Annotated in this window: 28 protein-coding genes; 24 read left to right on the plus strand and 4 right to left on the minus strand. The window is 64.6% G+C overall.

Annotated elements, in window-relative coordinates; translation table 11 throughout:
• Window positions 1-77 precede the first annotated feature (77 nt).
• The 13 genes from J7548_RS01620 (at window position 78) to J7548_RS01680 (ending at window position 10,331) form a co-directional block, all read left to right on the plus strand.
• Entirely contained in the window at window positions 78-1,550 is a 1,473-nt protein-coding gene (locus tag J7548_RS01620) for an amidase (RefSeq protein ID WP_290969417.1), read from the plus strand.
• Between the two features lie 33 nt (window positions 1,551-1,583).
• Window positions 1,584-1,898 carry a malonate decarboxylase acyl carrier protein gene (gene mdcC, locus J7548_RS01625; RefSeq protein WP_290969419.1) on the plus strand — a complete coding sequence of 105 codons (315 nt, stop codon included), beginning with the start codon at window positions 1,584-1,586 and terminating at the stop codon, window positions 1,896-1,898.
• The gene (locus J7548_RS01630) at window positions 1,895-2,791 is read left to right on the plus strand and encodes a biotin-independent malonate decarboxylase subunit beta (RefSeq protein WP_290969421.1); all 897 of its coding nucleotides are present in this window, start codon (window positions 1,895-1,897) and stop codon (window positions 2,789-2,791) included. The genes mdcC and J7548_RS01630 overlap by 4 nt, the downstream gene beginning before the upstream one ends.
• A gap of 11 nt (window positions 2,792-2,802) precedes the next feature.
• Complete coding sequence (gene mdcE / locus J7548_RS01635; RefSeq protein ID WP_290969422.1) at window positions 2,803-3,543, plus strand: biotin-independent malonate decarboxylase subunit gamma; 741 nt, start codon at window positions 2,803-2,805, stop codon at window positions 3,541-3,543.
• Between the two features lie 19 nt (window positions 3,544-3,562).
• Window positions 3,563-4,270: a malonate decarboxylase holo-[acyl-carrier-protein] synthase gene (mdcG, locus tag J7548_RS01640; protein ID WP_290969424.1), complete on the plus strand. Its 708-nt coding sequence runs from the start codon at window positions 3,563-3,565 to the stop codon at window positions 4,268-4,270.
• Window positions 4,258-5,226, plus strand: coding sequence for a triphosphoribosyl-dephospho-CoA synthase MdcB (gene mdcB, locus J7548_RS01645; protein ID WP_290969427.1), 969 nt, complete (start codon window positions 4,258-4,260; stop codon window positions 5,224-5,226). The genes mdcG and mdcB overlap by 13 nt, the downstream gene beginning before the upstream one ends.
• Window positions 5,223-6,179, plus strand: a complete 957-nt coding sequence (locus tag J7548_RS01650) for an acyltransferase domain-containing protein (protein WP_290969430.1) — start codon at window positions 5,223-5,225, stop codon at window positions 6,177-6,179. Before mdcB ends, J7548_RS01650 begins: the two co-directional genes overlap by 4 nt.
• A 12-nt stretch (window positions 6,180-6,191) precedes the next feature.
• Window positions 6,192-6,797 (plus strand): TIGR00730 family Rossman fold protein, encoded by a 606-nt coding sequence (locus J7548_RS01655; RefSeq protein WP_290969433.1) that lies wholly within the window; start codon window positions 6,192-6,194, stop codon window positions 6,795-6,797.
• A gap of 112 nt (window positions 6,798-6,909) precedes the next feature.
• The gene (locus tag J7548_RS01660) at window positions 6,910-7,158 is read left to right on the plus strand and encodes a DUF6139 family protein (RefSeq protein ID WP_290969436.1); all 249 of its coding nucleotides are present in this window, start codon (window positions 6,910-6,912) and stop codon (window positions 7,156-7,158) included.
• A gap of 32 nt (window positions 7,159-7,190) precedes the next feature.
• A complete protein-coding gene (locus tag J7548_RS01665; protein ID WP_290969438.1) occupies window positions 7,191-7,442 on the plus strand; it encodes a hypothetical protein in 252 nt (83 codons plus the stop codon).
• 205 nt (window positions 7,443-7,647) lie between these two features.
• Window positions 7,648-8,637: a fimbrial protein gene (locus tag J7548_RS01670; RefSeq protein ID WP_290969441.1), complete on the plus strand. Its 990-nt coding sequence runs from the start codon at window positions 7,648-7,650 to the stop codon at window positions 8,635-8,637.
• Between the two features lie 140 nt (window positions 8,638-8,777).
• Window positions 8,778-9,710 (plus strand): 2-hydroxyacid dehydrogenase, encoded by a 933-nt coding sequence (locus J7548_RS01675; RefSeq protein WP_290969444.1) that lies wholly within the window; start codon window positions 8,778-8,780, stop codon window positions 9,708-9,710.
• Window positions 9,711-9,851: 141 nt separating this feature from the next.
• Complete coding sequence (locus J7548_RS01680) at window positions 9,852-10,331, plus strand: acyl-CoA thioesterase (protein WP_290969447.1); 480 nt, start codon at window positions 9,852-9,854, stop codon at window positions 10,329-10,331.
• Window positions 10,332-10,403: 72 nt separating this feature from the next.
• On the opposite strand, the gene J7548_RS01685 is transcribed toward J7548_RS01680, so the two are convergent.
• Both J7548_RS01685 and J7548_RS01690 read right to left on the minus strand, forming a co-directional pair.
• Entirely contained in the window at window positions 10,404-11,192 is a 789-nt protein-coding gene (locus J7548_RS01685) for a fumarylacetoacetate hydrolase family protein (protein WP_290969450.1), read from the minus strand.
• 36 nt (window positions 11,193-11,228) lie between these two features.
• Complete coding sequence (locus tag J7548_RS01690) at window positions 11,229-11,684, minus strand: CopD family protein (RefSeq protein WP_290969453.1); 456 nt, start codon at window positions 11,682-11,684, stop codon at window positions 11,229-11,231.
• Between the two features lie 143 nt (window positions 11,685-11,827).
• Here J7548_RS01690 and J7548_RS01695 point away from each other — a divergent pair, with 143 nt between their 5' ends.
• From J7548_RS01695 to J7548_RS01740, 10 genes are all read left to right on the plus strand, one after another.
• Window positions 11,828-12,655, plus strand: a complete 828-nt coding sequence (locus J7548_RS01695) for an IclR family transcriptional regulator (protein WP_290969455.1) — start codon at window positions 11,828-11,830, stop codon at window positions 12,653-12,655.
• Between the two features lie 177 nt (window positions 12,656-12,832).
• Window positions 12,833-14,455, plus strand: a complete 1,623-nt coding sequence (locus J7548_RS01700) for an ABC transporter substrate-binding protein (protein ID WP_290969458.1) — start codon at window positions 12,833-12,835, stop codon at window positions 14,453-14,455.
• A gap of 65 nt (window positions 14,456-14,520) precedes the next feature.
• Complete coding sequence (locus J7548_RS01705; protein ID WP_290971547.1) at window positions 14,521-15,468, plus strand: ABC transporter permease; 948 nt, start codon at window positions 14,521-14,523, stop codon at window positions 15,466-15,468.
• On the plus strand, window positions 15,465-16,352 hold the full coding sequence (locus tag J7548_RS01710; protein WP_290969461.1) for an ABC transporter permease: 888 nt from the start codon (window positions 15,465-15,467) through the stop codon (window positions 16,350-16,352). Before J7548_RS01705 ends, J7548_RS01710 begins: the two co-directional genes overlap by 4 nt.
• Window positions 16,349-17,443, plus strand: coding sequence for an oligopeptide/dipeptide ABC transporter ATP-binding protein (locus J7548_RS01715; RefSeq protein ID WP_290969464.1), 1,095 nt, complete (start codon window positions 16,349-16,351; stop codon window positions 17,441-17,443). Before J7548_RS01710 ends, J7548_RS01715 begins: the two co-directional genes overlap by 4 nt.
• Window positions 17,440-18,435: an ABC transporter ATP-binding protein gene (locus tag J7548_RS01720; RefSeq protein ID WP_290969466.1), complete on the plus strand. Its 996-nt coding sequence runs from the start codon at window positions 17,440-17,442 to the stop codon at window positions 18,433-18,435. Before J7548_RS01715 ends, J7548_RS01720 begins: the two co-directional genes overlap by 4 nt.
• 6 nt (window positions 18,436-18,441) lie before the next feature.
• Window positions 18,442-19,827, plus strand: a complete 1,386-nt coding sequence (locus J7548_RS01725; protein WP_290969469.1) for an amidase — start codon at window positions 18,442-18,444, stop codon at window positions 19,825-19,827.
• Complete coding sequence (locus tag J7548_RS01730; RefSeq protein WP_290969472.1) at window positions 19,791-20,570, plus strand: fumarylacetoacetate hydrolase family protein; 780 nt, start codon at window positions 19,791-19,793, stop codon at window positions 20,568-20,570. The genes J7548_RS01725 and J7548_RS01730 overlap by 37 nt, the downstream gene beginning before the upstream one ends.
• Before the next feature lie 121 nt (window positions 20,571-20,691).
• Window positions 20,692-21,549 carry an MOSC N-terminal beta barrel domain-containing protein gene (locus J7548_RS01735; RefSeq protein ID WP_290969475.1) on the plus strand — a complete coding sequence of 286 codons (858 nt, stop codon included), beginning with the start codon at window positions 20,692-20,694 and terminating at the stop codon, window positions 21,547-21,549.
• A gap of 74 nt (window positions 21,550-21,623) precedes the next feature.
• Entirely contained in the window at window positions 21,624-22,757 is a 1,134-nt protein-coding gene (locus J7548_RS01740) for a branched-chain amino acid ABC transporter substrate-binding protein (protein ID WP_290969477.1), read from the plus strand.
• A gap of 100 nt (window positions 22,758-22,857) precedes the next feature.
• On the opposite strand, the gene J7548_RS01745 is transcribed toward J7548_RS01740, so the two are convergent.
• Both J7548_RS01745 and galU read right to left on the minus strand, forming a co-directional pair.
• Window positions 22,858-23,337 (minus strand): hypothetical protein, encoded by a 480-nt coding sequence (locus tag J7548_RS01745; RefSeq protein ID WP_290969480.1) that lies wholly within the window; start codon window positions 23,335-23,337, stop codon window positions 22,858-22,860.
• Window positions 23,338-23,734: 397 nt separating this feature from the next.
• A complete protein-coding gene (gene galU / locus J7548_RS01750) occupies window positions 23,735-24,637 on the minus strand; it encodes a UTP--glucose-1-phosphate uridylyltransferase GalU (RefSeq protein ID WP_290969482.1) in 903 nt (300 codons plus the stop codon).
• Between the two features lie 235 nt (window positions 24,638-24,872).
• On the opposite strand from galU, the gene pgm reads away from it, so the two are divergent.
• Window positions 24,873-26,522, plus strand: coding sequence for a phosphoglucomutase (alpha-D-glucose-1,6-bisphosphate-dependent) (gene pgm, locus J7548_RS01755; RefSeq protein ID WP_290971550.1), 1,650 nt, complete (start codon window positions 24,873-24,875; stop codon window positions 26,520-26,522).

Below are 26,522 nucleotides of genomic sequence, written 5' to 3' on the forward strand. Positions count from 1 at the left end.
GAGCAGCGTTCGGGATGACGGCATCCAGGCCGGCAGCGGGCGCAACCACGGAAAATACAACAGACAATGCCAAGACCATGACTTCATCGCAACGCTACTCGCCACCGGACATCGTCGCGCTCGACGCGCTGGCGCTGTCGTCGGCCATCCGCAACAAGCAGGTCTCCTGCCGCGAAGTGATGGCGGCCTACCTGTCGCACATCGAACGCGTCAATCCCAAGGTCAACGCCATCGTCGCGCTGCAGGACGGCGACGGCTTGCTGCGGCAGGCCGATGAAAAGGACCGCCAACTGGCCGCCGGCCAGTATATGGGCTGGATGCACGGCATGCCGCACGCGGTGAAGGATCTGGCGCTCACGCGCGGCATCCGCACCACCTTCGGTTCGCCGATGTTCAAGGACAATGTGCCCAAGACCGACGATATCTTCGTCGAGCGCATCAGGAAGCAGGGCGCGATCCTGATCGGCAAGACCAACACGCCGGAGTTCGGACTGGGCTCCAACTCCTACAACCCGGTCTATGGCACCACGCTCAACGCCTACGACCAGAGCCGCATCGCCGGCGGCAGCAGCGGCGGCGCGGCGGTTTCGCTGGCCCTGCAGATGGTGCCGGTGGCCGACGGCAGCGACATGATGGGTTCGTTGCGCAATCCGGCGGCCTACAACAATGTCTACGGTTTCCGTCCTTCGGCCGGCGCCATCCCCAGCGGACCAGGGCCGGAACTGTATCTCGGCGGGCTGTCTACCAATGGCCCGATGGGGCGCAACGTCAGCGACCTGGCAAGGCTGATGGCGACCCAGGCCGGCTATGACGAGCGCGCCCCGATGTCGACGGTGCAGGATGCGGCGCGCTACGCGCAGCCGCTGCAGCGCGACTTCAAGGGAACGCGCATCGGCTGGCTGGGCGACCTGCACGGCTACCTGACCATGGAAGACGGGGTGATGGACATCTGCCGCAGCACGTTCGGCGCGTTTGAAAGCCTGGGCTGCAGCGTGGCCGAAGTCGGCAAGGCCGAACTGGATTTCGCGCCTGAGCGCTTGTGGCATTCATGGCTGGTGCACCGCCAGTCGACATTGGCCGGCGCCTGGGGCGAGGCCTATGCCGACCCGGCCAGGCGCGCGCTGATGAAGCCGGAATTCGTGTGGGAAGTGGAAAACGGCCTGAAGTGGAGCGCCCGCGATTTCTACCGCGCATCGGTAGAACGCAGCGCATGGTACAAAGCCATCCATCGCTTGCTGGGCAGCTACGATTACCTGCTCATGCCGACCGCCCAGGTATTCCCGTTCAGCGCGCAGGAACACTGGCCCAAGAGCATCGCCGGCAAGGCGATGGACACCTACCATCGCTGGATGGAGGTGGTGATCCCGGTATCGCTGGCCGGCACCCCGGCCATCAGCGTACCGGCCGGATTCGGCAAGCAAGGGCTGCCGATGGGCGTGCAGATCATCGGCAAGCGCTTCTCCGATTATGAAGTGCTGCAGCTGGCCTACGCCTACGAGCAGGCCACGCATTGGGAACGCAAGCGGCGGCCGGTGCTGCTGCAGGCATGAGCATCATAGGTACAAGCAACGACGACATCTTCTATGGAAACCTTAAACTTTCGTTTTGAAAACGGCGTGCGTCGCCTCAAGGCCGACCCGGAGCTGGTCGGTGTGGTCAGCTCCGGCAATCTTGAAGTGCTGATTGAAAACGCTCCGCTCGGCGGCGCTTGCGCAATCGAAGTCAAGACCGCCGCGCGCGGTTTCGGCGCCATCTGGGAGGCAGTGATGAACGACTTCTTCCAGCGCTGGCGACTGGCCGATACCCGCATTTCCATCAACGACATGGGCGCCACCCCGGCGGTGGTCAGCCTGCGCCTGGACCAGGCGGTGGAAGCCGCGGTGGAGGAATCCAAATGAGCGCCAGCTATCTCGAAGCCACCGCCCGCGAACGCATCCTGCAAGTGCTCGATGCCGGCAGTTTCACCGAATTGCTGCCGCCGGCGCAGCGCGTGGTCAGCCCGCACCTGGGGCAGCTCGATGCGCCGGTCTCGTTCGATGACGGCGTGGTGGTCGGCGAAGGCACGTTGGGCGGCAAGCCCGTGATGGCGGCGGCGCAGGAGGGCGGTTTCATGGGCGGCGCGGTGGGCGAGGTACACGGCGCCAAGCTGGTCGGCCTGCTCAAGCGCGCCATCCGCAAGCAGGCGGCGGGCGTGGTGCTGCTGCTGGAAACCGGCGGCGTGCGCCTGCATGAAGCCAATGCCGGGCTGATCGCGGTGTCGGAAGTGATGCGCGCCGTGCTCGATGCGCGTGCCGCCGGCATTCCGGTGATCGTGCTGGTGGGCGGCGCCAACGGCTGCTTCGGCGGCATGGGCATCGTGGCGCGTTGCGCCAGCACGGTGATCATGTCGGAAGAAGGGCGGCTGGCCATGTCCGGCCCCGAGGTGATCGAGACCGCCAACGGCGTGGAGGAATTCGACTCGCGCGACCGCGCCCTGGTATGGCGCACTACCGGCGGCAAGCACCGCTACCTGATCGGCGATTGCCAGGTGCTGGTCAATGACGATGTGGACGCGTTCCGCGCCGCGGCCGTGGCGGCATTGGACAGCGCCGGCCCGACCGCATTGACGCTGCAGGGACTGGAGGCTGAACAGGAAGTGCTGCGCCAGCGCATCGAACGCTTCGGCGACACCCGCGATCCGATGGAGATATGGGAAGCGCTGGGCGTGGCCGCGCCCGAAGCGGTGCCGATGCTCGAAGCCCAGCCGTTCGTCGCCATGGCCGACGCGCATCGCGTTCGCACGCAGGCATAAGGAAGACAGGTATGCAAAACACTGAAGCAGAGGTCAAACAGGTCGACTGGCGCGCGCTGGCGCAGCAGTTGTTTCCACAGGGACATGAGATCGCCGAGAAGGATAATTTCCTGTCCGGCACGGCCCAGGTCGACGGCGCTACCGTGACCGTGGTCGGCACCACCGGCCATACGCCGATCGGCATCGAGATCGCGCTGGCGCAGGCCGCCGCCATCCTCGACACCGTGCGCAAGCATCCGGGCCGCGCCATCGTGATCCTGGTCGATACGCAAGGCCAGCGCCTGCGCCACCGCGACGAGATGCTGGGCATCAACAGCTACATGGCGCACCTGGGCAAGTGCGTGGAACTGGCGCGCCGCTCTGGCCACCGCGTGGTCGGGCTGGTCTACGACCAGGCCTTGTCGGGCGGCTTCATCACCAGCGGGCTGATCGCCGACGCCTGTTATGCCTTGCCGGACGCCACCATCCGCGTGATGGGCTTGCCGGCGATGGCGCGCATCACCAAGGTGCCGCAGGAGCGCCTGACCGAACTGGCGAGGAGCAATCCGGTATTCGCTCCCGGCCCGGAAAATTACCTGCGCATGGGCGGCGTGGCTGACATCTGGAACGGCGACCTGGCGCAGGCGCTGCGCGAGGCGCTGGCGGCGGACCGCTCGGCCGACCGGCGCGCCGCAGCCGGCCTGGAACGCGGCGGGCGCAAGCTGGCCCAGCGCGTGATCGACGCCGTCGCCAACGACGCGCCGCTCGATTGAAACAGTACGGGACGACGGTATGCACGAACGCCACCATCTGATCTGGCTGAACGAAGCGGGCTGGCAACGCGCGCGGGAGCGCGCGGCGGATGCCCGCCAGCGCGAGGCGATGGAACACTGGCGGCGCAACCGCTGGCCGGTGGTGGTGCGGCGCGCCGATGCCGACGCTGCGCCCGGCGAGATCTGTGCCGGCATCGCATTGCCGCCCGACGCGCAGGGCAACAAGCCGCGCATCGCGCTGCGCCTGCAGGCTTCGGAGGTGGCGGCATCCCGCGCGCCTTTCCTGCTGCGCGACATTGCCGCCGCGCGCCTGGCCAGCCTGCCGCCGGCATGGCATGCGCCGATGGCGCAGTTGCAGCAAGACATGGCGCGCGCAGGGATCGCGCTGGCCGTGTTCGGTTCGCTGGCATGGCAGGTGGCGACCGGGCAGCCCTACCTGCGCGGCAGTTCCGACATCGACCTGCTGTTCGAGCCGGCCAGCCGGGAACAACTGGCGCAGGGCGTGCGCCTGCTGGCCTATCACGCGATGTTCCTGCCGCTGGATGGCGAGATCGTCTTCCCGGGCGGCGCGGCGGTGTCGTGGAAGGAGTGGCGGCAGGTCGCCGTCAAGGGCGGCGACCCGGACAACAAGGTGCTGGTCAAGACGCCGGACGCGGTGCGCCTGGAGCGCGTCGGCGCGCTCGCGGCCGTCCTGCCGCAACAGGGGGGCGAACGATGCGCGGCCTGAACCCGGAACCGGCACGGCCCGATAGCCGGCGCGGCGCGATCAGGCCGGCGCCGCATTACACCCAGAAGCGCCGCGATGCGCGCAACAACCAGCGCTTTGCGCGCACGCTGGCGCGCCTGGCGCTGCGCAGCCTGCACCAGGAGCTGGTGCTCTATCCCAAGCCGGGCCTGGTCTCGCTGGTGGACAACGGCAGCCACCGCGACATGGATGCGGCCACCTTCATGCGCAGCCTGTTTTCTCTGCGCCACTATTTTTACCAGATCGCCGTCGCCGGCATGCAGGCGGCGCCGTTCAGGCAGCTGCAGCATCTGGCGATTGCCGCGGAGGCGCGCATGCTGCGCGCCACCGGCGGCGTCAATACCCATCGCGGCGCGATTTTCGCGCTGGGCATGCTGTGCGCGGCGATGGCGTATTGCCGCGCCAGGAAGATGCCGCTATCGGAGCCGACGATACGCGCCGCGCTGCTGATCCGCTGGGGCGATGCGCTGACGGGCCATACCCATGCCGATGGGCAAGACCGGGCCAGCCACGGCCAGCAGGTGGCCGCGGCCCATGCGGTGGGCGGCGCGCGCGAGGAAGGAGCGCTGGGATTCCCATCGGTATTCGAGATCGCGCTGCCGCGCATGCGCCGGACGCTGGAACAGGGCCGCGCCTGGCAAGACGCCAAGATCGACGCCTTGTTCGCACTGATGCAGCACATCAGCGACACCAACGTCTACCACCGCGGCGGCGCGCAGGGCGCGGCGCTGGTGCGCGGGCGCAGCGCCGGATTCCTGGCCGCCGGCGGCACCGGCAATCCCGGCTGGCAGGCGCTGGCGCTCGATTGCCATCGCGCCTTCGTGGCGCAGCGCCTGTCGCCGGGCGGCGCGGCCGACCTGCTGGCGGCCGCGTGCCTGGTGCACCAGGTGTGCGCGCTGGACGGCGAGGCCGGTTTGCCGCGGCGCAGAGCAGGTTGAGCATGCGCCTGGCGATCCTTTGCCCGGGCCAGGGCGGACAGAATCCCGCCATGTTCGACATGGCGCGCAGCGACGCCAACGGCGCCGCCTTCCTGGCGCGATGCGGCCTTGAGCGGTGGCTGGACGCGCCGCTGGCCGAAGTGCTGGCCGACCCGCGGCGCCTGTATGCCAACCGTTATGCCCAGCCGCTGATCGTGTCGTCCCAGCTTGCCGCCTGGCATGCCATTGCCGATGAGCTTGCCGCTATCGCCGGCGCGCCGGCGGTAGTGGCCGGCTATAGCGTCGGAGAGCTGTCCGCTTATGCGGTGGCCGGCGTGTTCGATGCGGCCGGTGCCGTCGGTATCGCGGCGCGACGCGCAGCGTTGATGGATCAGGCCCGGCAGCAGGCGCCGGCCATGCTGCGCGAGCAGGGCCTGATGTCGGTCGGCGGCATTGCCGGCGCGGCGGCGCGCGCCGTCCTGCAGCGGCATGGCGCGTATGCCGCCATCGATACCGGCGAAGACACGCTGATCGCCGGCGGCGCGGCAGGCAGCCTGCGCGCCGCAGCCGAAGAACTGGCCGCGATGGGCGCGCGTATCGGCGACCTGCCGGTCGGGCTGGCCTCGCATACGCCGCTGATGCAGGCCGCGGCCATGCCGTTTGACGAAGTGCTGGAACAGGCGGCTTGCGCGGCACCGGTGCTTACCTTGCTGGCGGGCGTGACCGGGCAGGCCATCGATGACGCGGCGCAGGCACGCAGCTTGCTGGTGCGGCAACTGACCGAAACCATCCAATGGGCCGCCTGCATGGATGCCTGCGCCGAGCGGGGCGTCACGGTCGCGCTGGAGCTGGGCGCATGCCCGGCGTTGTCGCGCATGTTGCGCGCGCGCCATCCGCAGATAGAATGCCGTTCTTTGTCCGATTTCCGCAGTTTTGCCGGGGTACTGGCATGGTTGCGGCGACAGGCGGACTGATATGGAGGCGGCATGACCCAGGGCAACACTTCACCGATTCGCAGCATCGCCGTTTTCTGCGGCTCGAACTTCGGCAATTCTCCTGAATACGCAGAAGCCGCACGCGTGCTTGGCAGCGAACTGGGCCGGCGCGGCATCCGGCTCGTCTACGGCGGGACCAACAAGGGATTGATGGGCGTCGTGGCGGAGTCCGCGCTCGCCGGCGGTGCCGAGGTGACGGGCATCATCACCCGGCGCCTGTTCGAGCGCGGCCATCTGGCGCCGGGCTTGTCTTCCCATGAAATCGTCGACGGCATGCGCGTGCGCAAGGCGCGCATGGCCGAGCTGGCGGATGCCTTCATCGCCTTGCCGGGGGGCCTTGGCACGCTGGAGGAGCTGTTCGAGGTCGCCACCCTGACGCAACTGGGCGACCACAGCAAGGCTTGCGGCGTGCTCAACATCCGCGGCTTCTACGAGCCGATGCGCGCCATGCTGGCGCTGGCCACCGAACAGGGATTCATGAAGCCGGAACATCGGGATATGATCATCTCGGCCGATGCGCCGGATTTGTTGCTGGATGCCATCGCCTCCTGGACCGCGCCGACCGTCACCAAGTGGATCGGCCAGCCGGACTCCTGATATCGCTTGAATGCCTTGGCCGGGCTTTGCCGGGGCGATTGCGCCGCGCTGGCATCTCGCTGGCGCAAGTGCTATGTTGAATCAGTGTTGTTATTATTTTTGGAGGCCAGCCATGAAAGTCGACGTGTACAAGCGCCCGGATAGCGATGGATTGTTTTCCTATCTGGTCATCCCGCATCGGCATGCCTTGCCGGAAGAGGTGACCAATACCGACTGGCTGGTACACGAGCAGGATGTCGATTTCGAGCGCGACGGCAGGCGGCATTTCACGCTGCAACCGGAAGATGCCTTCCGGCAGATCGGCGAGAAGGGATACGCGATCACCCATCTGGCCGAACGCGCCAGGGATGGGGCGGCCTGACGCCGCTGGGCGCAACAAGGAGGAGGCCGTACATGCCAACCGAACACATGGGCGACTATGAGATCGAGTATTCGGGCGTTCGCGTGATCGGCGGCGACGAGTGGGTCGCCCACGTGGCCATCTTCGGGCCGTCGCACAATCCCATGCACCGCAATCCGGTATTCCCGTCGCAGCGGGTGTTGGTGGACAAGACCTTCGGCGACGAGAAATCGGCCGAGCAGGGGGCCTTGCGGGCTGCGCATGCGTTGCTCGAATCCAGCCGGCATGGGCAGGCCGGACGCTGATTCTGCATATTGTAATCGCCATTTTTCAAGCCTCGTCGGTTGACGGGGCTTTTTTCATTATTTGGCATGCGTTCCCGGATTTCAGATTCTTCTTATAGAGACGCGTAACAGGGCTTGGCAGTATGCCTGATATCAAATATTGCATTGCAGCGACTGATGATGGGAGCTGCTTTGCAGGCATCTTTTCCTTACCTTGATATCGATCATGCGCAAAGTCATCCGGTTTCTGTTGTCATTCAGGTTGTGTTCGGGGGTGTTGGCGCTATTGTTTTCCGTTGGCGCCGAGGCGGTGCAATGCAAGCAAAGTTCCGGCGGCACCGTGATTTCCCTGATGGCCCCTGCCAACCTGAAGATTCCCGCATCGACTCCGAACGGTACTGAAATCTGGCGCTCCGCACCACAAACTGTAGAAGTTGAGTGCTGGGACTCCGCCTCTGGCGATGGATTGTATTTCTGGCTCAATCCGGACAGAAGAATGCTCGCCGATGGAGTCGTGGTCGGGCTGGTATATAACGGCGTGACGACAATTTCCAATCCCGTGATGAGCGGCGGGCTTGCCAGGGTTGCGACCGGCCATAGCATTTCGGGCAGGCCATCGACACGCAGGTTTACGATCAGCTATTCGGTCGTCTTTATCAAACAGGGCGCCAATCCCTCCAGCGGCACCGCCCGTATTCAGGACTTCGCGGTTTTCCAGATCGATGGGGACGGCGGCCTGAATACGATCAGGGGGCAGTCCAGGCTGCGCCAGACCGTCAGCGGCAGCGTCGTCTTCACCGAGGGTGGGACATGCGTGATTGCGGCCGGCGACCAGAGAAAAACAGTGCCGCTGCCCCCCGTCCGGATATCGGACTTGCCTTCGATCGGGGCGGCCGCCGGGAAAACCCCTTTCAACCTGAGTCTCCACAACTGCAGCGATGCGGTCCGCTCGGCGCGTTTCATTTTCAGTGGTAGCCCGGCGACCGGGAATGCGCGTTATTTCGCCAATTCCGGCGCTGCGCAGGGTATCGCGCTGAGGCTCGCCGCCGACAACGACAGTACCGTGATCACCCCGCAGCCGACCGGCAACGAAACCACCATACCGATCATCAACAAGAGCGGCACATTGGGCTTGCATGCGTCTTATGTGAGAACGGCTGAGATCGTACCGGGAGACCTGCGGGCGATGGCGGAATTCACCATCATTTATCAATAGGCGGGGATGGGGACGGATGAGGAATGGCGGCATGGCATGAAACTGGCATATGCGGATACCAGCCGCTTTTCACGGATTGAAGAGTTTCGAAATAAAATGCCGACTATCTGCTGTCTTTTTGCCATCTCTACCGGATCAACATGAAGCCGCCACTCCTCGTCCTTATCCATCTTGCCGACTCCAGCTACGCCAGCATCGCCGAGCACTACGAAATCCTGTACGCCCCCGACCAGCAGCGCCGCGCCGAGATGATCGCCGGCCCGGCCAGGCATGTCGCGGTGGTGCTGACCAATGGCAGCACCGGGCTGACCGCCGACGAGATGCGCGCCTTGCCGCGCCTGCAACTGGTGTGCGCATTCGGGGCCGGCTATGAAAACGTCGACGTCGCCCACGCCGAGGCGGCCGGCATCGGGATCGCCACCGGCGCCGGCACCAACGAGGATTGCGTGGCCGACCACGCCATGGGCCTGCTGCTGGCTACCGTGCGCCACATCCCGGCGCTGGACCAGGCCACCCGCGCCGGCGCCTGGCGCGACAATCTGCCGCTGCAACCGCAGGTGGCGGGCAAGCGCCTGGGCATCGTCGGCCTGGGCAGCATCGGCAAGAAGATCGCCCGCCGCGCGACGGGCTTCGACATCGACATCGGCTATTGCAACCGCAAGCGGCGCGACGATGTCGATTACCACTATTTTCCCGATGTGGCGCAATTGGCCGGCTGGGCCGATTTCATCATCGTCGCGGCGCCCGGCGGGGCCGATACCCGGCACCTGATTTCCGGGCGCGTGATCGATGCGCTGGGGCCGCGCGGCTACCTGGTCAACATCGGCCGCGGCAGCATCGTCGACACCGCCGCACTGGCCGCCGCCTTGCGCGAAGGCCGCCTGGCCGGCGCCGGACTGGACGTCTACGAGAGCGAACCGAAGCCGCCGCAAGAGCTGGCCGGCCTGTCCAACGTGGTGCTCACGCCGCACATCGCCGGCTGGTCGCCGGAGGCGATTGATGCCTCGGTGCAACAATTCCTGCGCAACTGCGAAGAGCATTTCGCCGCCGCCGAGCCGGTGGTGAGGGCGTGAAGAGGTTCCAGGCCAAGCCCGAAATAGTGCATAACGGCTTCCAAGACTGGTAATATCGCGGCCACCGGATCGCACGGGGATGCGTTCCGGTCTTCAACCATTCCAAACGCTGACAGCGCATTACAGAGAGAGCCAAGCACCATGGATCTGCCATCTCACCAACTCACCATGACGGTCCTGATGACCCCCGACATGGCCAATTTCGCCGGCAATGTGCACGGGGGCACCATCCTGAAACTGCTGGACCAGGTCGCCTATGCCTGCGGCAGCCGCTACGCGGGCCAGTATGTGGTGACGCTCTCGGTCGACCAGGTGATGTTCCGCCAGCCGATCCACGTGGGCGAGCTGGTGACCTTCCTGGCCAGCGTCAACCATACCGGCACTTCGTCGATGGAGATCGGGGTGAAGGTGGTGGCCGAGAACATCCGCACCCAGGTCACGCGCCACGTCAACAGCTGCTTCTTCACCATGGTGGCGGTGGACGACAAGCGCAAGCCGATTCCGGTGCCGCCGCTGCGTCCTTTCTCGCAGGAGGAAAAGCGCCGCTTCGAGGCGGCGGTCCTGCGCAAGTCGCTGCGCAAGGAGCTGGAACGCCGCTTCGAGGAAGTCAAGCCGAGCTGATTGCCGGCCGCGCATCAAAGAAAACGGGATGGCTTGCCATCCCGTTTTTTCATATGCGCGATCCGCGCCCGCTCAGGTGAGTTCGACTTCGACCGTCCCCAGCGGCCCCAGGTCGCCCAGGATGCGCTGGCCGGCGCGCACCGGCATTGGCACGATGGTCGAACCGCTGGCCACGATCTGGCCTTCGGCCAGCGTCATTCCGTAGCGCGACAGCTCGTTGGCCAGCCAGGTCAGGGCGATGCGCGGATCTCCCAGCACTTCGGCGCCGCTGCCGTCGCGCTGTTCGCCGCCGTCGATGCGGCCGAAGGTCTTGAGCGCGGCCAGGTCGAGCGAACGCCAGTCGACAGTGGCGGGGGCGCCCAGCACGAACTGGTCGGCGCAGGTGTTGTCGGCGATCAGTTGGGCCGCGCCGACCTGTTTGAAATTGTCGTAGCGGGTATCGGGGATTTCGATGGCGGGGTGGACGGAGCCGACCGCATCGAGCACTTCTTCCCGGGAATACGGGGTGTCGCGCGGCGGCAGGGATTTGCGCATGCGGAAAGCGATTTCCACTTCAATCACCTTCATCAGGCTGTCGCCCAGCGAGACGGTAGCGCCGTTGCGGTGTACGCGCTCGGCCAGCAGGCGGCCGGCCAGCGGGGCGTCGACGTTGAGCAGGCGCTGGCCGCCGGGGCCGGTGGCGCCGATCTTCCATCCGGCCAGCGGCGCGAAACTGCGCGCTTCCAGCCGCGCCTGGATGTCATAGGCCTGCGCGCGGTCGGCGGGGGCGAGTTCCGGCGGCAACTGGGCGATGCGGCGTCCATGCGCCCAGCAGTCCCACAGCAGGTCGGCGGCTTGTTGGCGTTGCGATTCGGTCAGCACTTGGAGTTCCCCCTTATTTATTGTTGGTTGTTCGATTCATGCTCCGGCCATCATCGGCCCCAGCGCGCCGATGGCGATGGCCAGCAGGCCGAGGCACAGGTTGATGCCCACCAGCATGCGGATCTGGCGCAGCGCGCGCGAGGCGCGGTCCCAGTCCTGCTGGGCCGAAGCCCGTTTCAGGCGGCGGAACGGCGCGAAGAATATGTGGCCGAAAATCATCATCATCACGACCCCCACGCCGGCCATCGCATGCACATAAGGCGGCGCATGGCCCGCGCCCATGAGCATCATCATGTGCACGCCGCTACCCAGCACCAGCGCAATGGCGATCCATACCCAGACGAAGAACGAGCCCAGCACGGCGGCCATCAGCACCAGGCGCTGCGGCGGCTGCAGCACCGGCAGCGCCGGGCGCAGGGCCATGTGGGCGAAGAACATGCCGCCGACCCAGATGGTCAGGCCGAGCAGGTGGAAGAATTTCGCAAATAGCATGTCGATCCAGTCGGTAACAGGCGATATGTGTCGTTGAGCGGTTCCGAACCCTCGGGAAATCCGGTTTCCGTGACAATACAGCAATTCCGCGCGCTTGGCAGGGGGATAGCTGTGGCGCAGAAATTGCTTTCTTCCACTGGACCATGAGCACAACAATCCCCCCAATGCGTAAATCCGCCAAGGCCGATGTCGTCACCCGCATCGATCGCGACAGCACCGTGCAATCTCTCACCCGGGCAATGCAATTACTGGAATTGCTGGCCGAGGATGACGAGGGGTTTCGCCTGGTCGATATCGCGGCCCATAGCGGATTGTCCTCATCCACCGCGCATCGCCTGCTTACCACGATGGAACAGCGCCAGTTCGTACAGTTCGACCGCGAGACCAATTTGTGGCACGTAGGCGTGCGCTGCTTTTCGGTCGGCGCGGCTTTCGCCCGCCGGCGCCGCATTACGCCGGTTGCCTTGCCGATCATGCGGCGTTTGCGCGACCACACCGGCGAGAGCATCAATCTGGGGATTGCCGATCTGGGCGATATCGTCTTTGTCAGTCAAGTGGAAAGCCGCGAGCAAATGCGGGCGATCGGCAAGCAAGGATTTCGCGCGCCATTGCATAGCACCGCTATGGGCCTGGCGATCCTGGCGGCCATGCCGGAAGACGACGTCTTGCAGTATCTGCGCACCTACGGTCTTCCAAAACTGACCAACAACACGATTGCGCGCGCCTCGCGCCTGCACGAAACCCTCGTTGAAATACGCCGTGCCGGATACGCGGTCGACGACGAGCAAAACGCCGTCGGCTTGTGCTGCGTGGCAGCCCCGATTTATGACGAGCAGGGCCTGCCGTTCGGCGCGATTTCCCTGGTCGGGCCGACCTTGCGGATGAAATGCGCCGATTTTTCAGAACTGGGGGCCACCGTGCGTGCCGCTGCCGACGACATTACCGAAGCATTCGGGGGGCGGCGGCGCTGACAAGCGGCTCTGCAAAAAATTCTCGTATTTCATTTTGTGAAAATTCTAAGTCAATGATTTAAAAGAGAATTTTTGGCTATTTCCGCTGGGCGGAATAGTTCGCCCGCCAGGCGCCGGATGCGGTCTGATGCAGGTGTACGGAACATTCCGGTATTTGCCATGAAAGGAAAGCATGCCATGACCAGTTCTTTATCTGGACACCCGCAACGGCACTGGCGCCGTATCGCCATCGGCCTGCTGCTGTGTGCCGCTGCAGGCTGCGCCGCGGCCGCGGGGACGCTGCGCATCGCGATGACCAGCTCCGATATTCCCCTGCCTAACGGGCAGACCGACCAGGGGGCGGAAGGGCAGCGCTTCATCGGCTTTTCACTGTTCGAATCGCTGGTCGCCTATGACCTCAGTTCCGCCGACAAGCCGTCGCAGCTGATGCCGGGCCTCGCTACCGAATGGAAAGTCGACGGCGCCGACAAGACCCGCTGGATTTTCAAGCTGCGCCCGAACGTCAAGTTCCACGATGGTTCGCTGTTTACTGCGGAATCAGTGGTGTGGAACCTGGATAAAATCCTCAATCCCAACGCAGAGCAATTCGATCCCAAGCAGTCGGCGCAGGGCAAGGGACGTATCCCGACGGTCAAAAGCTACAAGGCCATCAATCCCGATACGCTGGAAATCGTCACCAGCGAACCCGATGCCTTGCTGCCTTACCAGCTGGCGCTGATCGTCATGTCCAGCCCGGCCCAATGGCAAAAAGTGGGCAAGAGTTGGGATGCTTTCCTGAAAGCGCCAGCCGGCACCGGGCCGTGGAAATTGCAAAGCTATGTGCCGCGCGAGCGCGCCGTGCTGATACCGAACGCCGGCTACTGGAACCCCAAGCGCATCCCCAGGCTGGATGCGATGGTATTGCTGCCGGTGCCGGATGCCTCCGCTCGGGTGGCGGCATTGCGCTCCGGCCAGGTCGACTGGATCGAAGCGCCGCCGGGCGAGTCGATCGCCGCGCTCAAGGCAGCCGGATTCAATATCACCAGCAACGTTTATCCGCATGTCTGGCCCTGGCATTTTTCGCGCCTGGAAGGTTCTCCCTGGAACGACATCCGCATTCGCAAGGCGGCCAATCTGGCGATAGACCGGGAAGGCATGAAGCAGCTGCTGGGCGGGATGATGCTCTCCGCCAAGGGCATGGTCCCCCCCAACAGCCCCTGGTTCGGCAAGCCATCGTTCGATATCAAATATGATCTCCCAGCCGCCAAGGCGCTCATGGCGCAAGCCGGGATTTCGAAAGAAAAGCCGATTACCGTGCGCGCCATCATTTCGCCATCGGGGTCGGGACAGATGCAGCCGCAACTGATGAACGAATTCATCCAGCAAAACCTGGCGGAGATCGGTATCAATGTCGAGTTTGACGTGCGCGACTGGAATGCCTTGCTGGCCAACTGGCGCGCCGGCGCGAAAGATCCCGGTACCAAGGGGGCGGCTTCGACCAACAGTTCCTATTTCAGCCAGGACCCGTTCAGTGCCTTGATCCGCCACCTCGACAGCCGCCTGGTCGCGCCCAAGGGAAGCAACTGGGGGTATTACTCGGATAAGGAGATGGATGTGATGTTCGACCGCATCCGCACCGAATTCGACCCCAAGGCCCAGTTGGCGACCATTCAGAAAGTGCACGAAAAATATGTCAACGAGGCGCTGTTCCTGTTTGTCGCCCACGACGTGGGGCCGCGCGCCATGTCGAAGAAGGTGAAGGGTTTCGTGCAGGCGCAGAACTGGTTCCAGGACTTCACGACGATTTCGATGGACAAGTAAGCGGCGCGCTCCATCCAAACGGGGCCCGCTCGTACTCATGCCAGCCTATCTATGAAATGAGTTCTATGTTCAGCTACTTCATCAAGCGCGTGCTGTATGCGATACCGATTGCCCTGGCCGTGACCATGCTTTGCTTTTCGCTGGTCTATCTGGCGCCGGGCGACCCATTGCAGGCGGTGCTGCCGGCCGATGCCTCGCAGGAAGTCATCGATAGCGTCAAGGCCGAATACGGGCTGGACAAGCCGCTGCCGGCGCAATACCTGATGTGGCTGGAGCGGGCGCTCAAGGGCGACCTGGGGAAATCCATCGGCAGCGGCCGGGCCGTGACCGAAGAAATTGGCAAGGCGATCGGCAATTCGCTGTTGCTGGCCGTCCTGGCGGCGACCCTGGCCTTCACCGTCGGCAGCCTCATGGGGATTGCGGCGGGCTACCGGCAAGGCAGCGCGTATGACCGCGCACTTTCTTCGGTTGCCATTGCCGGCGTTTCGATTCCGCATTACTGGCTCGGCATCGTCCTGGTCGCGATCTTTTCGGCCAAACTGAACTGGCTGCCTTCCATCGGCTCCGGAGTCGAGGGGGACGGCCATTGGTCGATGGCGCAGGTTCATTACCTGATCCTGCCGGTGCTGACGCTGTCGGCCATGCCGGCCGGTATCGTGATGCGTTCGGTGCGGGCGCTGGTTGCCGATACGCTGAACAAGGATTTCGTGACCGGCCTAGTCGCCAAAGGCATGGGGAAAGGGGCGATCTTTCGCCATCTGGCCAAAAATATCGCACCGACCACCCTGGCCGTGTTCGGCGTCCAGCTGGGTTATCTGATGGCCGGCTCGATCCTGGTGGAGACGGTGTTCGCATGGCCCGGAACGGGGTTGCTGCTGAGTACGGCGATCCTGCAGCGCGACATCCCGTTGCTGCAAGGAACCATCTTCGTCCTGTCACTGTTGTTCGTCGGCTTGAATCTCGTCGTCGACCTGCTGCAACCGTTCTTCGATCCTAGGATGAAACGCTCATGAACACCACCACCGCAAGCCTGCCGCGCGCGCAAGCGGCGCCAGTCCAGGGCGGCAGCTATTGGTCTGACATCGGCCGGCGCCTGGTGCGCGACCGTATTGCCGTCGGCTGCATGATCCTGCTGGCCTTGATCATCTTCGGCGCCATTGCCGCGCCGATGCTCACCTCGGTTGATCCCACCAAGGGCAGCGCGCTGCTGCGTTTGAAACCGATCGGCACGGCTGGCCATTGGCTGGGCACCGACGAACTGGGCCGCGACATGTTGACGCGGCTGCTGTACGGCGGCCGCATGTCGCTGTTGATGGGCATTGCGCCGGTGGCCATGGCGCTGGCTATCGGCGGCAGCCTGGGCATGGTTGCCGGCTTTGTCGGCGGCAGGCTGAACGCCATCATCATGCGCAGCGTCGATGTGGTGTTTGCGTTCCCGTCGGTGCTGCTGGCAGTGGCCATCGCCGGCGCGCTGGGAGCCGGCATCGGCAATACCTTGCTGGCCTTGACCATTGTCATGGTGCCGCCGCTGGTGCGAGTGACCGAAAGCGCCGTTACCCAAGTGCGCGCCGTCGAGTTCATCGACGCCGCGCGCGCCAGCGGCGCCGGCAGCGTGCAGATCATGCGTGCGCATGTCCTGGGCAATGTCATCGGGCCGGTTCTGGTGTACGTCACTAGCCTGATGTCGGTTTCCATCATCATGGCCGCCGGCTTGTCTTTCATCGGGCTTGGCGTCAAGCCGCCGACGCCCGAGTGGGGGCTGATGCTCAACACGCTGCGCAACTCGCTGTATTCGCAGCCCTTGCTGGCGGCGCTGCCGGGCGTGCTGATCTTTATCGTGTCGCTGTGCTTCAATCTGGTGGCGGATGCCTTGCGTAGCGCAATGGAGGTGAAATGACGGCGCAATCCCCTCTGGGCGAGCCGATGGATGCCGGCGGCGGCCTGCCTATCGTCGACATCGCCGGCTTGCGCAAGCAGTTCCGCGTGCGTGCGGAAAAGTTCGGCGGCAAGCCACGCATGGTGCATGCGGTATCGGATATTTCCTTCAAGCTCGACGCCGGCGTCACCCTGGGCATCGTGGGCGAGTCGGGATGCGGGAAATCCACCCTGGCGCGCCTGCTCATGGGGCTGACCGAGCTGGATGACGGCGGCGTACGCATCGCCGGCGTCCAACTGTCCCAGGACCCGGAGCGCCTGAGGGCGCTGCGTCGCAAGGTGCAGATGGTATTCCAGGATTCTTTCGCCTCGCTCAATCCGCGGATGACGATCGCCAACTCGATTATCTTCGGCCAGACGGTGCAAGGCGTACCGCGCGCGCAGGCGCGCACCACCGCGCATGATTTGTTGCAACGGGTCGGACTGGAACCGGGGCGCTTCGCCACGCGCTATCCGCATGAGCTGTCCGGCGGCCAGCGCCAGCGCGTCAATATCGCGCGCGCATTGGCGATCAGGCCTGATGTGGTGATTTTCGACGAGGCCGTCTCCGCGCTCGACAAGTCAGTGGAAATCCAGGTCCTCAATCTCTTGCGCGATTTGAAAGAGGAATTCGGATTGACATACCTGTTCATTTCGCACGACCTGAACGTGGTGCAATACATCAGCGACCAGGTGCTGGTGATGTACCTGGGCAAGATTGTTGAAATCGGCCCCGTGCAAGAGGTCTACGAACGGCCGGCGCATCCCTACACGCGCGCCTTGCTGGCCTCCATGCCGAGCATGGATCCGCGCCGCCGCACGCTGGAGCCGCCTCTCGTCGGCGACCCACCCAGCCCGATCGATCCGCCCTCCGGCTGCCGCTTCCGCACGCGCTGTGCGCATGCCGCCGCGCTGTGCGCTTCCGAAGAACCGCTGTTCAGCACCTTGAGCAACAATATCGCGCAGCCGCACCGGGCGGCCTGCCATATGCTGCAGGCTGAGCCGGGGAGCTGGAATGCCTCGGTGGTTGTCTTGCCGCGGCAGAAGAGCGGGCAGCAGGGAGCGGCATCGTGACTGCGCATCGGAGTGAAATCGCCGCCGTTGCGCCGATGGCGAGCGTGGATGATCTATCGGTGCGTTTTCGGACGGCGAGGGGAGCGGTGCAGGCAGTCGATGGCGTCAGCTTCGCGGTGCGGCCGGGCGAAGTGCTGGGGCTGATCGGCGAATCGGGGTGCGGCAAGAGCGTCACCATGCGCGCCTTGATGCGCCTGCTGCCGGCCGCCGCCACGGATATCTCGGGCAAGGTCGAAGTCGATGGCCTCGATGTGATGACGCTGGGCGAGAAGGCGCTGGGCGCATATCGGGGCCGTACCACGGCGATGATTTTTCAGGACCCCGGACTGGCATTCGATCCGGTATATACCATCGGCCAGCAGATCGTGGAGATGTTGCGCCGCCATACGGGCTGCTCGCGCAAGGAGGCACTGGAACGCGCGCAGGAATTGCTGGAACTGGTCAAGGTGCCTTCTGCGCGTGCGCGCCTGGACAATTACCCGCACGAAATGTCGGGCGGCATGCGCCAGCGCGCGATGATCGCGCTCGCCTTATCTTGCCGGCCCAAGCTGGTACTGGCCGATGAACCGACCACGGCGCTCGACGCCACGGTGCAGATCCAGGTCTTGCTGACATTGCGCGAATTGCAGCAGCGCTTCGGAATGAGCGCCATTTTCGTCACCCACGACCTGGGCGTGGCAGCGGAGATTTGCGACCGCATCGCTGTCATGTATGCCGGGCGCATTGTAGAAACCGGCAGCGCCGAGCAGGTCTTGCTGCAACCGAGGCACCCTTATACGCAGGCCTTGCTGGCGTCGACGATCCACGGTTCGATGCGGGGAACGCGCATCCATGGCATTCCCGGTGCACCGCCCGATTTGGCGCAGGCGCTGCCCGGATGCGCCTTTCGCGCGCGTTGCCCGCGCGCTGTTGCCGATTGCGCGCACGCCAGGCCGGCACTGGAAAGCGTGGCGGCCGGACATGCGGCAGCGTGCTTGCTGAGCCGGGAATAAAGCGCCATGACCCCATTGTGGCAATTTGGCGCAACCCAACTCGCGGCTGGTTTTGCGGCCGGGGCGTTTACTCCCGTCGAGGCGCTCCAGTCTTGCCTGGCGCGCTGCCAGGACATCAATCCGGCGCTCAACGCGCTTATCTTTACCGATGCCGAAGGCGCCATGCAGGCTGCCGCCGGCAGTGGTGAACGATGGCGCGCCGGCCGGCCGGCAAGTCCGCTCGACGGCGTACCCGTCACGATCAAGGACAACCTGCATGTGCAAGGCTGGCCGACGCAATGGGGCAGCCGCGCCCTGGCCGGCCTGGTGGCCAAACGCGATGAACTGCCGGTCGCCCGGCTGCGCGAGGCAGGCCTGGTCCTGTTCGGGAAAACCAATGTCCCGGAATTCACCATGCAGGGATATACCGATAACCTGGTCTTCGGGCCTACCCGTAACCCCTGGAACCTCGATCTGACGCCGGGCGGTTCTTCAGGCGGCGCTGCGGCGCTGGTTGCGGCGGGTGGATGTCCGCTGGCGCTGGGCACGGACGGCGGCGGCTCGATACGCCGGCCGGCCTCGCACACCAATACCGTCGGTTTCAAGCCTTCGCGCGGGCGTGTGCCGCGCAGCGGCGGCTTGCCGCCGATCTTTCTTGAATTCGAGGTGGCGGCGCCTTTGGCGCGCAACGTCGAGGATGTGTCGGCGCTGATGCGGATCATCGGCGGGGAGGCGCCGGCCGATCTCGCGTCAGGCCCGTATCGCATCCTCCATATTCCGCAATTCGGCGAGCATCCGGTCGATCCGGCCATCGCCGCCTTGACCGAGCGTGCCGCCGGGCATTTTGCCGGCTTGGGGCATCGTGTCGTGCGCGCTTCGGCTTTCGACCTTGCCGAAGAGGTCAACCGGCTCTGGCCGTTGCTGTCGCAGATCGGCCTGGCGTGGTTGGCTGCGCATCCCCAGGAACTGGCCCAACCTGCATTCGACACCGCGCTTTTCGGTCCGGCGATGCAAGCCAATCTGGAAGCCGGCCGCCAGCTGTCGGCGCAATCGCTGTTCGATCTGCTGCTTGAGATCGGCCGGCTTAAGAACCGGCTATCGGCATTGTTCGAGGACTACGATTTCTTGCTGACGCCGGCGGCGGCGGCCTTGCCATGGCCCGCTACGCAAACGCATCCGCATACCATCGGCGGCCGGGAAGCGGGACCGCGCGGCCATGCCGTTTTCGCGGCGTTCGCCAATGCCGCCGGCTTGCCGGCGATTGCGCTGCCATGCGGTTTTGCGCAAGGCTTGCCGGTCGGCTTGCAACTGCTGGCGCAGGAAGGGCGCGACGAGGCGTTGCTGGCGCTGGCGGGCCGCTATCAGCAGGCCCATTCATGGGCAAGTTTCCCAATCTGGCAGGGTACGACATGACTGAATCGCATATGCCGGCACAGGCGCTTTATCGCGCGCGGAAAGAAGGGGCGCGTATCCCGTCGGCGCTTCTGCAATCGGCAGACCGCAGTGCGGCCTATGCCATCCAGGATGCGACGCTGGCGGCCATCGGCCCCATCGGCGGCTGGAAAGTCGGCGCTGCCCGCACCGGCGCCGAGCCGACTTGCGCGCCATTGCCGGCGCAATGCCTGCTGCCGGACGGCGTCGCGTTTTCGGGACCGGCCTGGCGGTTGCGCGGCATCGAAGCCGAAGTGGCATTCCTGCTCGGCGCCGACTTGCCGCCGCGCCCGGCTGCCTACAGCGTGCAAGAGGTAGCGGCCGCCATCGTGGCGGTGATGCCGGTGATCGAGGTGGTTGAGACCCGGCTCAGCGATTGGTTCGATGCGCCGCCGCCGGCGTTGTTGGCGGATTTGCTGAGCCATGGGGCCCTGGTGATGGGACCGCGCCAGCCATTCGATCCGGCCTGGCTCGACCTGCGGAAAACCGAAGCGGTCCTGCATTTCAACGATCAAGTGGTGGCGCATACCGTCGGCGGCCATCCTTGTCCGGATATCGGCGCCTTGCTGGCCTGGCTGGCCAATCATTGCATGCGGCGCAACGGCGGGCTCAAGCGCGGCCAGGTCCTTACCACCGGCTCCTGCACCGGCATGCTGTTTGCCTCGCAGGGAATGCGCGTCAATGCCGATATTGCAGGGCTGGCGCCTCTGAGCCTGTCATTCTGAGGCGTGGCGATATGGAACGCCTCCCAGGCCCGTTCATGAAATGAGCTCCAGCTTGTGCAGATGAGGCCGCCCCGCTCATAATGAAGGGTTGCGGCGACTGGCGCCGGACACAGGGACGAGCATGGCAATACTCAGCGCAATCAATATCTATCCGATCAAATCCTGCGGCGGCATCGCCCTGGAACAAGCCGCCATCGGCCCGCTCGGGCTGGCGCTGGATCGCCACTGGATGGTGGTGGATGGCGCGGGGGAATTCCTGACGCAACGCAGCCATGCGCGCATGGCCTGCATCGCGCCCCGTTTCGCGGACGGCGCGATGCTGCTGTCGGCGCCCGGCATGCCCGAGTTGCGAATGGCGGCCACCGGTGAAGATGGCGCAAGCGTCCAGGTGCAGGTGTGGAAGGATCGCGTTGCGGCGCTGGACCAGGGGGAGCACGCCCGCCGATGGTTCTCCGACTTCCTGGAAACCGACGCCCGGCTGGTGCGTTTCGACCCGGCCGGGGAGCGGGCCTGCAGCGAGCGCTGGACTGGCCAATACCGGGCCACGACGCAGTTTTCCGACGGCTATCCGCTGCTGGTGATCGGCCAGGCGTCGCTGGACGACCTCAATGCGCGGCTTGGCGCCAAGGGCGCGCCCGCGCTGCCGATGGAGCGCTTTCGGCCGAACCTGGTGATACAGGGGCTGGAAGCCTACGAGGAAGACTTCATCGATACCCTCACTTTGGAAGATGACGATGGCGCCGCCGTGGTGCTCAAGCTGGTCAAGCCATGCGCGCGCTGCCCGGTGCCGGGCATCGACCAGCGCACCGGTTTGCGCGATCCGCAATGGCCCGACGAGCCGCTCGATACGCTGGCGGCCTATCGCGCCAACCCGCGTGTGGATGGCGGCCTGACTTTCGGCCAGAATGCCATCGTCGTCGGCGGCGTGGGCGGCTCATTGCGCGTGGGGCAGGAATGCGGCTGGGAATTGAATTTCTGAACCTGGGACGGCGGGAAGGCCGGCCAGGACAAGCAACAAGAAAAGAGAGAGGGAATGTGAGGAGCAGGTTATTGATGGGCGCCGCCATGCTGGGGCTGGCGGGGTTGGGAGCGCTGCCGGCAGCTGGGCAGGCGGCCGAAAGGACTGTGCAGATCGGCCTGGCGGCGCCGATGAGCGGCTTGTCCGGCAGTACCGGCATCAGCCTGGAACGCGCGGCGCAACTGGCGATCGACGACGTCAACGAGACCCAGCCGGTGATCGGCGGGGACAAGATCACCTTCAAGCTGTTGCCGCAGGACGACCGCGCCGATCCGCGCACCGGCGAGCTGATCGCCGAATACCTGGTCAAGAGCAAGGTGGCAGCCGTGGTGGGGCACTGGAACAGCGGCGTCGGCATTCCGGCTTCGAGGATTTATGCCGCGGCCGGGATTCCCCACGTGTCTCCGGCGGTGACATCGCCGGCATATACGCAGCAAGGATACCCGAGCGCCTTTCGCGTGGTCCCGCATGACGGCGACGGCGCGCGCCATACCGCGGAATATGTGGTCAGGGAAATGAAGGCCAGGAATATCGTCGTCATCGACGACCGCACGGTATTCGGCGCAGACTACGCGGCGGCATTCGAGAAAAGCCTGGCGGCGTTGAATACCAAGGCCGTCGCGCATTACACGGTCAGCAGCAAGAGTTCGACCTTCAACCAGATTTTGCCCGCGGCGCGCAGCCTCAATCCCGACGTCATCCTTTTCGCCGGCATCGATGCGCAGGCGGCGCAACTGGCCAGCGAACTGCGCCGCCTGCAGATCAAGGCGACGCTGGTAGGCATCGGCGGCATGGTCGGCCCGACCTTCCTGACGCTGGCCGGGCCGGCGGCCGAAGGCACCATCGTCCTGGAACCGGGGCCGCCTTCCTACAAGGGCGCGCAATGGAGCCGTTTCGAGAACGCATGGAAGGCCAGGTACAAGGAAGACATCTATCTGTACGCTCCCTTTGCCTATGACGCCGTGCGCACCATCGTCGCCGCCATGCGCGAAGCCAACTCGGTGGATACCGCCAAGGTGACGGCGGCATTGCACAAGATACGCTACCGGGGCATTACCGGGCCCATCGCGTTCGACAAGGAGGGGAACTTGCGCGACCCTGTCTTTACTCTTTATGAAATCAAAGGCGGGCGTTGGAAGGTGGTCAAGACGTTTGGAGGGAAGAACTGAGCGCTTCGGGCTACCGGTCAACTGGCCGGCCGGGATCAGGTAAATTCCTAATAAAAAACGCACCGTAAAGACGGTGCGTTTTTTATTGGGGGCGCGATCCTTATTTCTTGGGACGGCCGACCTTCAGCGGCGTCAGGCTGCTGAGGATGTCCTTGAGCTCGGCGATCTTCAGGTTCTTGATCAGCGATACGCCGATGCGCAGCAGGTCGCTCTTCTTGATCTCGACGCCGGCCTTCAGGCAGGACTTCTTGACTTGCGCCAGCACGGCGTATTCGTTCTCCGGCATGGTGAAGCTGTCGCGCACTTGCTTGACCTTCTTCGGCTTGGCGGCTTTCTTCTCGGCCTTGGTCGGCGCGGCCGGTTTCGGCAGCGGCTTGGCCGGCACGGCGGCAGGCTTCTTCGGTGCCGGGGCTGCGGCCTTGACTGCTGCGGCCGGCGCGGCGGCTTTGGGAGCGGCCTTCACGGCAGGGCGGGCGGCCGGTTTGGCGACGGGCTTTTTGGCGGCCGGCTTGGCTGCGGGCGCGGCCTTGGCCACGGGTTTTTTCTTTGCGGTTGTTGCGGCTTGAATTCTGGTTGCCATGAACCCTCCTCTGAAAATTAATATAAACAATATATATTGTTTGAGATGCTGCCGCAATCCATGCGGCAGCATGTGAACGATTCCATCATGTTTTGCGTGCGTTGCAAACGTTTACATCGCTTATTCCCGTGCTGAAAAAAGACAAAAGGGGAGGGGAAAAGGGGGACTCGATGCCATGCCCGCGATCCTAGCAATCCCAGGTTAAAGCTTTGTGACAATGCGGGAAAACGATTTACGCCGGCGGGCGGGCAAGCAAGGGCGGGGGAGGGATGCGGATAAAAAAACAGCCCGGCCGCGAACGGCAGGGCTGTTGACGCTGCTTTTCCAGGAGCTTGCGTGAAACGGCAGGTTGCGGCCGGCTTGCCTTGGGCGCGCCGGCTTTCGTCAGCGGCGCGGCTTAGGCGGCTCGCTGCAGGTCGTGGCCGGCGGCGAAGTCGCGCAGGAAATGCGCGAAATCGCCGCCGATTTCCTTGTGCCTGATGCCCATGGCCACGGCCGCCTGCAGGTAGCCCAGTTTGGAGCCGCAGTCGAAGCGATGGCCTTCGTAGCGATACGCCAGGATCTGCTCGTCAGCCAGCAGGCCGGAAATGGCATCGGTCAGTTGCAGTTCGCCGCCGGCTCCGGTGGTGATGTTTTCCAGGTGGTCGAAGATGGCCGGCGTGAGCACATAGCGGCCGACCACGGCCAGGGTCGAGGGGGCGGACTCGGGCGAGGGCTTTTCGACGATGGCGCTGACCCGTTCCAGGCGGTCGCGGTAGCGGGTGCCGCTGACGATGCCGTACTGGCGCGTATCCTGGCGCGGCACGTCCTGCACGGCCAGCAGGCTCTTGCCTTCGCGTTCGTACATGGCGCACATCTGGGCCATGACGTTTTTCCGGCCCGCATCGATATCCATGAAATCGTCCGCCAGCAGCACGGCGAACGGCTCGTCGCCCACCAGCGGCTTGGCCAGCAGCACCGCATGGCCCAGGCCCAGCGGTTCGGCCTGGCGCACGTAGACGCAATTGATATGCTTGGGGATCACGTTTTGGACGGTTTCCAGCAGCTTGAGCTTGCCGGCCGCCTCCAGTTCGCTCTCCAGTTCGTAGGCCTTGTCGAAATGGTCTTCGATGGCCCGCTTGTTGCGGCCGGTGACGAAGATCATTTCGGTGATGCCGGCCTCGACAGCCTCTTCGACCGCGTACTGGATCAGCGGCTTGTCGACGATGGGCAGCATTTCCTTGGGCTGTGCCTTGGTGGCGGGCAGGAAACGGCTGCCCAGACCGGCGACGGGAAAGACGGCTTTGGTGATTTTTTTCATGGGAGAATCCAAGTGGAGGTTGATTGATGGGCGTGTCGTCCTCGCCCATTGCTGCTGTTGCCATGGGGCAGCGATTACGCGGCCCGGCTTTTTGAATTTGTCCAAGCTTAAAAAATGCGCAAAGCACCAGCTATAGGAAAGCCGCTTTTTGACATGTAGGACAAGAGGAACAGGCGGTAAAGAATATCGTTCTTGTCCTACAATGCTGTCTTCGTTCATCAAGAAAAGCATGTCTATGAGTAGCGCCAACCCACAGGCCGGCAAACGCGCGGCACCCTCGGCACTGGCCAACCTGCCAGTCCTGCTTTCCAATTACTACAGCCTGCGCCCCGACATGGGCGAGGCCACCCACCGGGTCGCCTTCGGCACCTCGGGGCACCGCGGCAACGCCAATGCCCACAGTTTCAACGAATGGCACGTGCTGGCCATCACCCAGGCCATCTGCGACTACCGCAAGGCGCAGGGTTTCACCGGCCCGCTGTTTCTCGGCATCGATACGCATGCCTTGTCCGAACCGGCCTGGCACAGCGCGCTGGAGGTGCTGGCCGCCAACGAAGTGGTGACCATGCTGGCCGAGGGCAGCCCCTATGCGCCCACGCCCGCGGTGTCGCACGCGATCCTGGCGCACAACCGCGTCAACCGGACGGCGCCGGCCGACGGCATCGTCATCACGCCTTCGCACAACCCGCCGGACAACGGCGGCTTCAAGTACAACATGCCCAACGGCGGCCCGGCCGATTCCGATGTCACGGGCTGGGTCGAAAAGCGCGCCAACGCCTATCTTGAAAAGCATCTGGAAGGCGTCAGGCGGATTACCTTCGACAAGGCGCTCAAGGCCGACACCACGCGCCGCTACGACTACCTCGACAACTATGTCGGCGACCTGCCCAACATCATCGACCTGGCCGCCATCGCCGGCGCCAACGTCAGGATCGGCGTCGATCCGCTGGGCGGCGCCGGGGTGCATTACTGGTCGGCCATCGCCGACCGCTACAAGCTCAACCTGGAAGTGGTCAATACCGAGGTCGATCCGACTTTCCGCTTCGTGCCGCTGGACTGGGACGGGCAGATCCGCATGGATCCGTCCTCGCCGCACGCGATGGCCGAGCTGATCGCGCTGAAGGAGCGTTTCGACGTCGCGCTGGCGTGCGACACCGACCATGACCGCCACGGCATCATCGCCGGGAGCAGCGGCTTGCTGCCGGCCAACAACTACCTCGCCGTCGCTGTGTATTACCTGTTCGGCCATCGTCCCTCCTGGCGCGCCGATGCGGCGGTCGGCAAGACCCTGGTGTCGAGCCAGATGATCAACCGCGTGGCGGCCCACCTCGGCCGCAAGCTGCTGGAAATGCCGGTCGGCTTCAAGTGGTTCGTCGACGGCCTGTATGACGGCAGCATCGCCTTCGGCTGCGAAGAGAGCGCCGGCGCTTCCTTCGTGCGTTTCGACGGCCAGCCCTGGAGCACCGACAAGGACGGCATCACCGCGGCCCTGCTCGCCGCCGAGATGACCGCGCGCACCGGCAACGATCCGGGCCGGATCTACCAGGAACTGACCCAGCAGCTCGGCGCGCCGCTCAACGGCCGCATCGAAGCCGCCGCCACGCCGGAGCAGAAGGCGCGCCTGTCAAGGCTCTCGCCGGCCGACGTCAGCTCGACCGAACTGGCCGGCGAGACGATCCGGGAGGTGATGACCACCGCGCCGGCCAACGGCAAGCCCTTCGGCGGCCTCAAGATCGTCACCGACAACGGCTGGTTCGCCGCGCGTCCGTCCGGCACCGAAAACATCTACAAGATCTACGGCGAAAGCTTCCGCGACCAGGCGCATCTGGACAAGATTTTCGCCGAGGCCAAGGAGATCGTGGCGCGCGCATTGAAGGGCGCCTGA

Origin of the sequence: Herbaspirillum sp., assembly GCF_017744395.1 — a bacterium.
Lineage (GTDB): Bacteria > Pseudomonadota > Gammaproteobacteria > Burkholderiales > Burkholderiaceae_D > Herbaspirillum.